General features: G+C 52.7%; 12 protein-coding genes. 2 read left to right on the top strand and 10 right to left on the bottom strand.

Annotated features, from left to right (window positions below; all coding sequences use genetic code 11):
- Positions 1-15: 15 nt before the first annotated feature.
- Positions 16-288 carry a hypothetical protein gene (locus BMX45_RS24840; RefSeq protein WP_090912749.1) on the top strand — a complete coding sequence of 91 codons (273 nt, stop codon included), beginning with the start codon at positions 16-18 and terminating at the stop codon, positions 286-288.
- Positions 289-392: 104 nt separating this feature from the next.
- On the opposite strand, the gene folE is transcribed toward BMX45_RS24840, so the two are convergent.
- The 9 genes from folE to BMX45_RS24790 form a co-directional block, all read right to left on the bottom strand.
- Positions 393-986, bottom strand: coding sequence for a GTP cyclohydrolase I FolE (gene folE / locus BMX45_RS24835; protein WP_012819021.1), 594 nt, complete (start codon positions 984-986; stop codon positions 393-395).
- Positions 987-1,109: 123 nt separating this feature from the next.
- Positions 1,110-1,346, bottom strand: a complete 237-nt coding sequence (locus BMX45_RS24830; RefSeq protein WP_009594912.1) for a YneF family protein — start codon at positions 1,344-1,346, stop codon at positions 1,110-1,112.
- A 137-nt stretch (positions 1,347-1,483) separates the two neighbouring features.
- Complete coding sequence (gene queG / locus BMX45_RS24825) at positions 1,484-3,328, bottom strand: tRNA epoxyqueuosine(34) reductase QueG (protein ID WP_090912747.1); 1,845 nt, start codon at positions 3,326-3,328, stop codon at positions 1,484-1,486.
- Positions 3,329-3,369: 41 nt separating this feature from the next.
- Positions 3,370-3,969: a signal peptidase I gene (lepB, locus tag BMX45_RS24820; RefSeq protein WP_090912745.1), complete on the bottom strand. Its 600-nt coding sequence runs from the start codon at positions 3,967-3,969 to the stop codon at positions 3,370-3,372.
- Positions 3,970-4,175: 206 nt separating this feature from the next.
- Positions 4,176-4,598, bottom strand: coding sequence for a GNAT family N-acetyltransferase (locus BMX45_RS24810; protein ID WP_012819018.1), 423 nt, complete (start codon positions 4,596-4,598; stop codon positions 4,176-4,178).
- A 444-nt stretch (positions 4,599-5,042) separates the two neighbouring features.
- Complete coding sequence (locus tag BMX45_RS24805) at positions 5,043-6,131, bottom strand: efflux RND transporter periplasmic adaptor subunit (protein ID WP_090912741.1); 1,089 nt, start codon at positions 6,129-6,131, stop codon at positions 5,043-5,045.
- 33 nt (positions 6,132-6,164) lie between these two features.
- The gene (locus tag BMX45_RS24800; protein ID WP_254778249.1) at positions 6,165-7,442 is read right to left on the bottom strand and encodes an ABC transporter permease; all 1,278 of its coding nucleotides are present in this window, start codon (positions 7,440-7,442) and stop codon (positions 6,165-6,167) included.
- 68 nt (positions 7,443-7,510) lie between these two features.
- Positions 7,511-8,278: an ABC transporter ATP-binding protein gene (locus BMX45_RS24795; RefSeq protein ID WP_090912737.1), complete on the bottom strand. Its 768-nt coding sequence runs from the start codon at positions 8,276-8,278 to the stop codon at positions 7,511-7,513.
- Between the two features lie 27 nt (positions 8,279-8,305).
- Positions 8,306-10,873, bottom strand: coding sequence for a hypothetical protein (locus tag BMX45_RS24790; protein ID WP_090912735.1), 2,568 nt, complete (start codon positions 10,871-10,873; stop codon positions 8,306-8,308).
- Positions 10,874-11,194: 321 nt separating this feature from the next.
- Between BMX45_RS24790 and BMX45_RS24785 the strand changes: the two genes are divergently transcribed.
- Positions 11,195-11,803 carry a superoxide dismutase gene (locus tag BMX45_RS24785; RefSeq protein ID WP_090912733.1) on the top strand — a complete coding sequence of 203 codons (609 nt, stop codon included), beginning with the start codon at positions 11,195-11,197 and terminating at the stop codon, positions 11,801-11,803.
- A 102-nt stretch (positions 11,804-11,905) separates the two neighbouring features.
- On the opposite strand, the gene BMX45_RS24780 is transcribed toward BMX45_RS24785, so the two are convergent.
- Entirely contained in the window at positions 11,906-13,141 is a 1,236-nt protein-coding gene (locus tag BMX45_RS24780; RefSeq protein ID WP_090912731.1) for an MFS transporter, read from the bottom strand.
- Positions 13,142-13,187 lie beyond the last annotated feature (46 nt).

Raw genomic sequence — 13,187 nt, 5'->3', positions numbered from 1 at the left:
CCGGGAGGAATGGGGATGAGTCGAGAGATTCTGCTGGAGCTTGATGATTTGCTTCAAGCCGAACGCGAGCTGACGGGGCTGCTTGCAGCCCTTCGGCCCGATGAACAAGAGGCACGGGTCATGTATGCCCGCCTTCAGGATTGGAAGGGACAATCGGCTAATGTGCTGAGGGATCAGATTGAAGTCTTTTTCATGGAGATGTCCCGTCGAATCCGGGAGATCGAGGAGCAGAAAAGCGCCCTCGTCCAGTATGTGCAATATATGAAACAAGTCGATGGTGCATCTTGATCTTTCTGTCCTGGATGATCAGATGGCTTCATATCGTCACAAGGATAACAAAAAAAGGCTTCGCCTCCGTGGGCGAAGCCTTTTTGATATCATAAAGACCCAGCTTAGTCTTTAATCAAGGACAGAAACTCCGAGCGCTGCGCAGAATCGCTCTGGAACGTACCGCGTACAGCCGACGTTACCGTCTTGCTGCCCGGCTTCTTCACGCCGCGCGCGCACATGCACAGATGCTCGCCTTCCACCACGACCATAACGCCGTTAGGCTGCAGCGCCTCCACCATGATATCGGCGATTTGCGAAGTGATGCGCTCCTGCACCTGAAGACGGCGCGTAACCGCCTCTACCAAGCGCGCCAGCTTGCTCAAGCCGGCGATTTTGCCGCTCGGGACATATCCGATATGGACTTTGCCGAAGAACGGCGCCATATGGTGCTCGCACTGGCTGTAATATACGATATCCTTCACGATGACCAGTTCCTCGTGATTCTCGTCGAAGGTAACCCCGAGAACGTCCTTGGGATCGACTTCATATCCCGCAAAGATCTCTTCGTACATCCGCGTCACGCGGGCCGGTGTCTCAAGCAGACCCTCACGCTTGGGATCTTCACCGATCAGCTTCAATATTTGCTCTACATGGTACTCGATCTGCTCCCGGTTTTGGCCTACTTTATGGTTCACATAGTCCTTTACGCCCGCCACAGTACAATCCCCCTTTCCGTTCCAAAAAAAAGCAAACGGTTAACTTATAGCCGCTGTTAGCGGTCTTTTTAAATAGAAATGCCCCTCCGTCGTTCCATTTAGACGGGAGCGGGCTTTCTTGCATTATGATTTGCGTTTGCGGCCTTGCCCTTTGCCCGGCATAGGCTGATTTTTCATCATTTGCTGTGCACGCTGCATCTGCTTGCTGTTCATGTTATACCCCATTTGTTTTGCCATCTTCTGCAGCATTTGCGGATCGTTCTGCATCTTCTCCAATTGCTTGCGCAGATAGAATACGCCGATGAAGAATCCGCCGACCAGACCCACGATCAATGTAATAATCGGAATGACAATATCCATCACTTGACCACCTTCTACTAATATCTGCCATTAAATGGCGCATACACGAACCTATCATAGCATGTCCTTTTCATCACAGCAAATGAAAATAACGGATGTTCGGCAGCAGGCAGTTCCGATGATTACGCCTTGGTCAACTACGATCCTTTACGGTCCGGCATGGCTCCTTCGATCGTCAACAAGGTGCGTTTGATTTCCGGCCCGCCGGCATAGCCGATCAACGCTCCGTCGGCCCCTACCACCCGGTGGCACGGCACGATAATCGGAACGGGGTTCTTATTGTTCGCTCCGCCTACGGCTCGAACGGCTTTCGGACGCCCGATGGATTCGGCTACATCCTTATAGGAGCAGACCGTTCCATAGGGAATGGATTTCAGCGCTTCCCATACCTGCAGTTGGAATGAGGTTCCGCGCATGTCCAGCTGTACGTCGAAAGCCTTCAGTTCCCCGGCAAAGTACTGCTTCAACTGCGTGATCGCAGGGGCTAGTCTGGCCTCGTCCCGTTGGTATCCGCCGTTGCCGGCCCAAGTCCGCGACCACTGCTGGATGACCGCTTCCTTCACATAGAAGCTGCCGAATTCAATGAGACAAAGCCCCTTCTCCGTGGCACAGACCGTCAGCGGTCCGATCGGAGATTGGACTTCATCATAATACAGCATTTCCGGTCCTCCTTCAGGGATGGCCATCGGCTCGATCCCCTGAATGACAGGACCCTCCTGCTCCGGATTGCCCCCATTAGAGGAACCCGGAACCCCGGCGGATGAAGCTTCGGCCGCGGCTTGCGCTTCGGCAGGTGCTTCATTTCCAGCTGGTTCAGGCTTTAGTTTGTTCAAGGCTTGCTGCAGCATATCTCGTACTCGGGAATCTCCTTCTGATTTCATGCTTTTCTCTAAGTTGTTCATCGCTTCTTCGCCTCCAATACGGCCCAGAGCCCATGCAGCGGTTCCCCGCAGCTCCGGGCGCGGGTCCTTCAGCAGTACTTCGCTCAGCTTCGGTACGGCTGAAATATCTTTAAAATTGCCGAGCGCGATGACGGCATTGCGCTGAATCGGCTTACGGCCGCGCCAAGCGGCGGACGTATCTCCGAAGGTCTCCTTGAATTCCCGGTTGCTCATATCCAGAATGGGCAGGAGCAGCGGCTTGGCTTTTTCAGGATCGGGCTTGAAGTCCTCTTGATGAGTCCAGCTCTTGCCCCGGTTCTTCGGACAAACTATTTGACAGGTGTCACATCCGTACAGCCGGTTGCCGATCTTGCGCATGGCTTCTTCGTCCAGAAATCCTTTGGTCTGGGTTAGAAAAGAAACGCAGCGCTGGGCATTCAGCTGCCCGGGACCGACAAGGGCGCCGGTTGGACATGCATCGATGCATTTGGTACACTCCCCGCAATCCTCGGTTACCGGCGAATCCGGCGGAAACGGGATATTGGTTACCATTTCGCCAAGAAATATCCAGGAACCGAACTTCGGCGAGATGATGGCGCAGTTCTTGGCACTGAAACCGATGCCGGCACGCTGCGAGACGGCCCGGTCGACAAGCGCGCCGGTGTCCACCATGCTTTCAAGCTTTGCATCCGGCACGCGTTCCTTGATGTACGTCTCCAGGCGGCCCATCGCCTCCCGGAGCACATGGTGATAATCCCTTCCCCAAGCGGATCGCGCCATGATGCCCCTGTACTTGCCAGGCTCCGATTTCGGCGGGTTCTCCATCTTGGAGTGGTACGTTATCGCGATGGCGATCAGGGACTTCGGCTCGGTGCCGGGGAGTGCGGGAGTCACCCGCTTATCCAAATTCGGCTCCTCGAACCCGGACTCGTATCCCTTATCCCGATGGGATTGTAAAATCCCCTTCAGGGATTGGAACGGCTCCGCCGAGGCGAAGCCGATATCATCTATGCCTAGCTCGGGTGCAGCGGCTTTTAGCTCCTGCTTGAGTTCCTCCCATACCGAAGGCGGAGGAGCGTACGAGCCGAGTGTGTAGGTCATTATCCAGCGCCTCCTTTTCTGGGATGATGTTCTGTCTTAAGCTACAGCTTTTTGATCTCGGACAACGGCCAGAAAATAAATTCGGCCCTGCCCACGATGTCGCTTTCCTTCACGCTGCCGAACATGCGGCTGTCCTTGCTCTTTCCGAGATGGCGGTTATCCCCCATAACAAAATACCTTCCCTCTTCCAGGGTAACGGGCTCAAAGCCAGGATCCTCGATCGGGACATCGGTATACCCTTCCTCTTGGGCCACGCCGTTCACGTACAGCTTCTGATCCTTTACCTCAATGGTATCCCCGGGTACGCCGACGACACGCTTAACAAGAAACTCCTTCTTGTCCGGACCGTCGCTCGGATCCTTAAGCACAATGACGTCGCCGTGGCTCGGTTCCGAAAAGCGATAGACCACTTTATTAATAAAGAGCCGCTCCGATGCCACCAGCGTCGGCTGCATGGATTCGCCCTTAACCATAGACAGGTTAAACACAAACATATTTAGAAGCACCATAATAACAAATGCAATCGCAATCGTCTTTACCCAATCCCACAGTTCGGCGGCCCAGCTATTCTTCTTGGCCGGTTGATTCTGAGGCCCGTTGTTCTCGCCATGCTCCGTATCCGGAGAAATCACTTGTCCCATGCTACACCTACTTTACTTCGATTTCACCTTCGAGCATCGAGGGCGGCACCTTCAAAAACAGGTACATTAATAGAAAAGCATATCTCCCACCCATTTGCAACGGCTGAAAGATATGCTTCATATCGAAAAAATGTCGTTTCTTATCTCTGTCGAAGCTTGAGGCCGCCGTTTTGCGCTGCTCGTATGTACCGCTGTAGTCGCTGCAACTATTGACCAAGGATACTGAGCTTCTGGAACGACCGCAGGATTTGGCTGGCACCGTATCCCATGGCTTCATAAAATGGCATGGCTGCGGCGTTGTGCTCATCCCCGGCTACCATGATCCGACTGACTTTCCGTGATTGAAAACGCTGTTCCATCGCTGATATCAAGGCTTTGCCAATCCCTTTCCTGCGATAGTCGGGATGAATGGCGATGCGGTAATAACAACCATGATTGCGTTCGATCGTACCGATTAAGGCACCAACGATTTCACCGTTTTCTTCTGCCACCATAATCAGATCGGAGTCCCAGGCGAGCTGCCTGGAGAAAGGCTCCATCGTGTTTTCGTAGCATTCTTCCGATAAAGCAATCTGTAATAGCTCGGTTACGGGGTTACAGTCACTCAACTGAAAGGAACGAACATGCATTTCAAAATCTCCCTTTTCGTTAGCATGATGCGGTTTACCCGGTTTACAAAGATCTAGTATTCCGTTAACGCAAACCTGACATTTAAGTTTACTACAAAAAACCCGAAAATCCTGTTTCCTTGTCCATTAAACCACATCTTTCTCGTAAATTCACGAGTTTTCTTCTGAAAGCGCTTTATATGAAGCGTTTTCATTATTTTTGATGGATAAAATTCCATATTTTTGTTGAATGATCAATTCGTTTCCTGCCGTTACACCATTAGCTCACGGTAAAATGCACCCCATTAATTACCAATGAGTTTACATCATTGTCTCCATGTATTTTTGAAATCACCGGGCTGCCTTTCCTGTGGCGACACATGCTGTAATGAGAGAACTTGATGAAAAAAACAGCGCCCCCCGGCCATGTGCCTTTTGAGGAACGCTGCTTTCGTACATCCATGTTTACTGAAGAACGACGGTATCTCCCGCTTTCAGCCCTGACAAAACCTCGATTTTATCTAGCGTCTGCATCCCCGTCTCAATATCCTGCCGCTCGATCTGGCCGCCTCCCTTGTCCACCATGACATAAGAGCTATCTCCCTCCGTCATGACGGCCAGCTTGGGAACGACAACCGCTTTGTTCTTCCGTTTGGTCACGATCTCTCCGTTCAGCGTCAATCCGCCGATCAAGCGATCGTTCTTCGGCAGGGATATGATGACCTTGAACTGCGGTGTCTGGGACGTCTGCTTCTCCTGTGCCGTCGCCTCGGCGAATTTGGCCACTTCCAGCACCTTGCCCTTCAGCTTCAAATCTTTGATGGACGGCAGCTTGACCTCAACCGCCATATCAGGCTTAATGCTGAATATATCGTTCTCCCCGACAAATGCCACTAATCGAAGAGAGTCCAGGTCGACGATTTTGCCGATATACTGGTTCGCCGTCACCGATTGCGGTCGCTGCTGCGTCGGATCGAACAGAAACAGGCCTGTTGCCGGAGATACGTATGTCGATTGCCTCAGCCTCTCATTCAAATCGGCAAGCGTCTGACGTTCGATATCGTTGTTCACCTCGTCCAGTTGACTGCTCAGCCGCGCATTTTCCTGGTCTGCCAGCATTTTCAGGCGGTCCGCCTCCGTTGCGCCTACAGGCGCGTTGTCGAGGTCCTGATTCAGCGTAAACTCCTTCAGCTCCTGCTCCAGCTTCCGCTTCTGCAGCTCCGCCTCCTTCTGCTGGAGCTGCTGGCGAATCGCCTTTTGCTCCAATTTGAAAAGCGCATCGCCTTTTTTGATCTGCTGGCCGTTCTCGACGTTCCAGGACTCCACCTTCGCTTCAAAAGGTGCGTACACATTGGTCTCACGCCCGTATTCCGACGTTCCCTTGACCTGCACGGTCGATAGAATCGTTTCCTCGGTTACCGGAAATGTGATGACCTGCGGCTCTTCCATCATGGGAATCTCGGGTTCCTTCGGTTTCACCTGTCCGTAACCCCAATATCCCACCAAGCCCAGCACGGCAATGATAACCGTCCATTTTAAGATTTTTTTTATCATACCGATTTAGCTTCCTTTCTGAAACTCATTATCCTAATCCCGCTTGATGGCTAGAAGTGCATTCGTTCTTGCTGCGCTGATCGCCGGATAGATCCCCGAGAAGATTCCGGTCATTACAGCGAATGCAATGCCGATGGGCAGCGTCTCCAGCGTAACCGCAATTTGGAGCCCTGACATGCCCGCCGAAGCCATAATGAATGAATTCAGTCCCTTGATGATCAAAAATGCGAATACGATGCCAAGCAGTCCGCCAAGCAAACCGAGCAGGCTGGCTTCCACGATGAACATGTTGCGGATTTGCGGCATATTCGCCCCAAGGACCTTCATGATGCCGATTTGTCTACGGCGCTGATGCGTAGACATCGTCATGGCTACGATGATTGATATCGAGGCCAATAACAGGATAAATACGCCTATGCCGAGAGCGATCGCTTTGAATGTATCCAATTGGGAAGCGACCTGATCACGCATGGCCAGATTGTCGCTCGCATTCAGCGCAAGCTTGGAGATCAGGTCCTCAAGCGGTTTAATATTCTGCAGGTCATCCACCTTGACGGTTAGACTATCGTATACCCGCTGTTTCGAAGCTGTCCCATGTTGCAGTTTCAAACTGTTTGTTAGCCATTCCGCCGTATCAAAGGAAATATAGGCCTGACGATCGTAGAACGCAAACTGGGCATCTCTCCCCGTAGGCACGTCCAGCACGCCTCCAACATAAAGTTGTGGGCTAAGCTGTTTCTTATCACCGTCCATCGACTCCAGCTGAATATTTTTACCGTTCATTTCCGAAACGGTGCTCTCATACATCTGATATTCTTCCCATAGCTTCGGGTTATTGGGATCGGTATTTATCATATTCATCAATCTTTCGCTCGTCTCTGCATCCTTCCATCCGGTTGTTGCTCCGTAATTGAGCACCATAGCACCGATCTGATCAAGCGGGCCACCTTCCTTGAACCTGTTACCCTGCTCTTTGAGCTTTGACAGGTCCACAGCCACAACGTTAAAGCCGTCGTTGATCAAATTGTCGGACGAAATGGCTCTGAAATACCCGAGCTGTTTGGTCGCTATAACGGATTTGACATGATCAAAGCCCTGAATCACCTGAACCTTATCATCCGTGAGCAATCCCCGGTCAGCTCCGACCGAGGGGCCGCTGCCTTCACCTTGCCCGCTTGAGCCCTGCGGAGTCACCGTAATTTCGTCAAGCTTCATGCCGCCTATAATTTCCGTCTCCAAGTAATTCTGGGCGCCATTGCCAATGCTGATCGCTACGATAATAGCCGCGCATCCAATCGAAATACCGGTCATGCACAGGGCTGTCACCACTTTACGGCGTTTAATCTGCCCCCATGCCAGCCGTATGCTGTCTAAAATTATCAGCTGACCTCACCTGCCTCCTCCACATGAACCGGGGCCCCAGTCAGGGACGAAGGGGCGCTCGGCCCCCGCTGCCCTCCCGTGGAAGTCGCGTAGTTCTCCGGCTGAACCAGGTAACCGTCGCGGAGCATAATCGTTTTTTTCATTTGGGCGGCGACTTCCATCTCATGGGTAACGATGACAAACGTTGTTTTCATGGACTCGTTCAACGACATCATGATTCGGATAATTTCCTCTTCCGTCTTGGTGTCCAGGTTGCCCGTCGGCTCGTCCGCAAAAATGACGGAGGGCTCGGTAATCAACGAGCGGGCAATACTGACGCGCTGCTGCTGTCCGCCGGACAGCTGGGACGGGTACAGCGAAGCCTTATCGCCGATCCCCGTCATCTCCAGAAGCTCCATCGCTTTCTTGCGGCGCTTGGACGGAGAGACGGATTGAAAAACAAGCGGAAGCTCCACGTTCTCCCGGACCGTGAGTGTCGGAATCAATTCGTAAGCCTGAAAAATAAATCCGATATGCTTGCGCCGAAAAACGGCAAGCTTGTTTTCCCCGTATTTGACGATATCCTGATCCGCAATATAAATATGGCCTTCGGTCGGTTTCATCAGCCCGGCCATCAAGTTGAGCAGCGTGGACTTGCCCGATCCGGAGCTGCCGAGCAGCGCAATCATCTCGCCCTTCTGGACTTCGAACTGGATGTTATGGAGCACCTTTAACACTTCGTTGCCGTTCTTAAAGCTGTGCGATACATTTTCCAAACGCAGCATGTTCGCTATTCCTTTCCGGTTCTTAGTCTATCTCTCCTCGTTCGGGTCCAGAAGGGGCTGGAACGTCAGGTTGTAGCTCTGGCTGCCCAGCGTGATCCGCTCGTTCTGGAATTCGTCCACAAGGGTCAAGTTAAACCAGCCGCCGCGGAGCTTTTTGTACTGCTCGTCCGTCAGCTCCATCGATATCGACCGGGTGCCCGGCACTTGGATATCGGTGCCTGGCGTAAGTGTCCGCTCCTGTGTTTGTCCGAGGCTGTCCTTGATGATGAGTATCAGCTTGTGGCCGGAGTCCGCCGCAATGATGCTCTCGCTGCGTTTCACATCAAACGTGATATTCAGCGGAATGGAAGAACTGCCCTCCTGCAGATGTCCTACCGCTTTCGTAACCGAAACGTGGTAAGGATACCAATCAAGGTTCGTCAGTGCGGAACTTATGGCAGGCCTGATAGGATTCAGCATCATTTTTTTTACGCCCATGACACCGGTAGCATCCTTACCCGTTTCCGCAAGCTTGCCTCCGGTCATCGCCGTACCTAGAGCAAGCCCCAATTCGTTTGAAGCCCCCTTCGGCACCCTGGCCCAAAAGACGACCGACTGCCTGGATCCCGGCTGAAGGGCCGCTTCCGGCTGAATGGTTTCCGCTTCGTAGATCTTGCCATCCGTGCTTTGGAAATACCCCTTTAGCACCGCTGCTTGAACGCGGCGCTGTTCATTGCTGGTCAGCAAGAACTCGGAATAGACAATGTCGGAGTCCACGCCTTCATAGATGACCGTCCGCCGTTCCTGCGCCTCTGCGCGTTTACCAATCGTGGTAACGGTATACGGCTTCCCTTTTTCCAAAGTGCTGATCGACTGCGTCATGCCGGACGTGGTCAAGGTAAGGAACGACGTTTTGGCCGTATCCTGCTGCGTAAACAGCTCGAAGCGGAGCGAACGGATATCCTTGGTATACGGGATCCGCGCCATGACATACACCTCGGTTGATGACCCCGGGGCAATCAGAGAACCCTGCTCCTCCGCAATAACCTCCGAACCGGCCAAGCTCGTTTTTTCGTCCGCCGTGACGTTCACTTTAAGCTCAGGCAGCGGCAGCGATTTGGATTCCTGAGTATTCCGCAGACGAAGCTTCGCCACGATCAGATCCTGATCCTGCCATGGCAGGCGCTGCATGGATTCCAGCGTGTACGCAAATCCTTTGGCCGTCTGCGCGTCGTACTCTACGCCGATAGATGATTTACGTTCCGTTTGATAAGGGATGGCAAAGTATGCAATCGGCAGGGTCAATGACTCCTGGACCTCGGCGGTCGGCTCACTGCCCGGTTCGCCCGAGTTCGCCGGCGGTTTGGATGGGCTGACCGGGCCAGATGCGCCGATCATTTGCAGCTTCAACCGTTCCTGCTTGAGATCAAGCGGAAGCGTGATTTCCATCACCATCGTTTTCTCTTCCCCGGGACGCAGCGTCAAACCCGCTTTATTATCCGGAGTGTAAGGATGGAAGGAACCTTCGGATGCTTTAATCGCATACTCGTAGGCCGGAACCTCCACCGTTTTTTTTCCTTTGTTCTTGAAGGCCATCTCGATGGTCCATATGCCCTGCCCCCCTGAGGCACGCAGCGAAGCTTGGCGGATTCTGGCATCGACCGGAATCCCTTTGATGGTCAACTTCTTGGCCGCACCCGCCGCAACATCCCACTTTGGAGCTGTTGCCGCAGGCAGCTTGAAGGATGCGACCGGCAGCGCCAGCTTCAGCGTTTCATCGTTTTCGGTCCACAAGAAACGCAAACCGGCCGTTTTAAGATAGGAGGGAACTTCTGTTATGTAATAAACCAGTTTCTTTTCTTTCGGCTGAACAGGCACACCCTCAGCCCCTGCCTCATGTCGCAGAAGGAACGAACTGCCGCTTGCCGTTACCAGATGCGGCTCGAATCCCCGATCATTCCATACTTTTCCGCCATGGTTGGTCATATACATCCCGACTTTAGCAATGACTTTGCCGTCGTACTTGATGATCTCCAGCGATTCCGCCTGTACCGTAACCGGCGTTCCGCCCAGCCTCAGCTTGGTGCTTGAGCCCGTTGGGACGGCAGCGGAATAATTGGCGGGCATTCTGTACGTTCCGACGCGCTGCAGGTAGCCTTTGACCTGCGGATTCCATACGTCCATGACCAGCTTCATGCCGGCCAAAGAGCTGCTGTCGGTCTTCGCATAGTAGGTGACGCTCACGCTTTGCCCGGGCTCTACCTTCTTCTTGGCCAGGTCCTTGGAAATGGGATTGGCCGTACTCACGGAACCGCCGGGAAGGACCACCTTGGGAAAATAAGATACCAGGCGCGCCGCGCTCTTGCCCCCATTTTTATAAGTCAGGGTAAATACCGCCGCATGCGACCCGCTTTGCTGCCATACGTCGGCATAGTCGAGCTTCGCCGTGACGTTGCTGCCCAGCTTCACGCTCCAGGCCAGATTTGCATTTTTCTGCGCGGCCGACTTCGCGATCTGCGATGTCTCCGTCTTAGATGCAGCAGCTTCCGCTTGCGGTGCCGCAGCCAGAAGCGCAGCCATCAAAATGGCCGTCACTCTGAACTTTGTACTATTCATGTTACGACTCCTTTCTACCTCGATCTATCCCTTTCATGCTCCATCTATAAGTACAGATTTCTTCAAGGCTAATATATATAACGACAACTTTCTCAGGAAAGTTTTTCATCATTTTCCATTGCGGCAAAATAACATTCTTTAGCCTTAAATCGGCTCTCGCGGACTTTTCAAACATAAAAGTTGATTTAATCACCCAAAACGGTTTAATATATGTAGTGTAGCCGGATTACATATTCCATTGCTCCGGGATGATTAAAGACTTCCTGATGAAGGAAGGCCTTTCATCATAACCAAAAACTAAATTTACAGGAGGTTTTTACTATGGCATTTCAATTACCAGCACTTCCTTACGCAAACGACGCGCTCGAGCCTCACATCGACGCACAAACGATGGAGATCCACCATGATCGCCACCATAATACCTACGTAACCAACCTGAACGCTGCTCTTGAGAACGCTCCTGAGCTTCAAGGCAAATCCCTTGAGGATCTGATCGCTAACCTTGATGCTGTACCGGAAAACATCCGCACAGCGGTTCGCAACAACGGCGGCGGCCATGCTAACCACTCCCTGTTCTGGGAAGTGATCGGACCAAACGGCGGCGGACAACCAACCGGCGCTTTGGCTGATGCCATCAACAGCGAGCTCGGCGGCTTCGACAAATTCAAGGAAGATTTCGCCAAAGCGGCTACAACTCGTTTCGGCAGCGGCTGGGCTTGGCTCGTTGTTAAAGACGGCAAACTGGCAGTAACCAGCACCCCTAACCAAGACAGCCCGATCATGGAAGGTCAAACCCCTCTCCTCGGCCTGGACGTTTGGGAGCATGCTTACTACCTGAAGTATCAAAACAAACGCCCTGATTACATTTCCGCATTCTGGAATGTAGTGAACTGGGAAGAAGTCGGCAAACGTTACGATAACGCGAAATAATATCGCTTAACTCAAAACCGATAATCATACAAAAAAAGGCTGCTTTCCGCTGTAGACCCTGTCTACCGCGAAAGCAGCCTTTTCCTATTCATTTAATTTCTCCTACGCATCGTTTGCCGCTGCGGCAGGGCTGGTCTCATAATAACGCGCTTTGGACGGCGAGTAGATGACCGCCAGCAGCATGACCGAGGACAGAACCGCTGCGCCTGCACCGATCAGGCATACAGCCTGCAGCGACCAGGCATCGGCGGCAAAACCGAGCAGGAGCGTGAAGAGAATCTGCAGCATCCCTTCCAGCAGTCGGGTCACGCTCGTAAAGCGTCCCATGAGATCAATGGGTACCTGGTTTTGAAAAAAGGTGGTATAACCCGCGTTGGCATACGAAGAGAAGAAACCAAACAGGATAAAACCGATTACGGCCGTCATGAGACCCGAGGCCGCATAGAAGATCATATAGCCGATGCTCGACAGGAGCATCCCTGCACCGATAAACATACGCAGCGACAGCCGTTTAACGGATAAAGACGCAGCCATTGAGCCTGCCAGATACCCAGCTCCCGCAACGCTGACAAGCAATCCGTAATCCTCGTCGCCGAGGAGCAGCACCTGCTTAATAAAAGTGGCCTCCTGGGAATCAAGCGCAAAGCTGAGCAGCGTAGCGGATTGAAACAGCACGTATACGAGCATAAAATACTTCGCGGCCTTTCCGAAATCAATCACCGCGGCCCAGTCCCGCAGCAGCATTCTCATCGTCATGGCCTCCCGCTTGCTGCCTGCCGCCTCCTCTCCATCCACATCGGGAAGGAAGTAGATGACAAGCGCACAGATCAGGAAGGAGACCGCATTGATGACGATGCTGATCCGGATATCCGTATAGGCGATCAACAGGCCGGATATGGCAGGTCCAAGCAGCACCGCGCCGGAAGTCGTAAAGCTTGACCATGCGTTGAACCGCTTTCGTTCCTCTGCCGGAATCAGCTTCGTTACGTACGTCATGGACGTAGGCCCAAAGAAAGAGCCCGCCACATTAATCAGAAACATGACGCCATAGATGCCCCACACCGAGGACATGAAGGGAATCAGGGCGATCAAGGCCCCCCGGATCACATCGGTAATCATCATAAGCCTGCGCTTGTTCGCCCTGTCGATGATGCTGCCCGCCCAGGAGTTGGTCAACAGGGTAGCGAGCGGCCGGATGATGAACAATCCGGCGACTGCAGCGGGAGACCCCGTCATGTGGAGCACGAGCAAATTGATGGCAACCAGATAGATCCAGTTCCCGAGATTGGAGATCCCGATGCCAAAAATGTACAACAACGCATTCTTCCAACTATGCAAAAGCTTCACGACTCCTTATAAACCTCTTCTGCATTACATCCTAACG

Source organism: Paenibacillus sp. cl141a, from assembly GCF_900109305.1.
Classification (GTDB): Bacteria; Bacillota; Bacilli; order Paenibacillales; family Paenibacillaceae; genus Paenibacillus_AQ; species Paenibacillus_AQ lautus_A.
The sequence above is the reverse complement of the archived record's forward strand: the minus strand, read 5'-3'. Positions and strand labels throughout refer to the sequence as shown.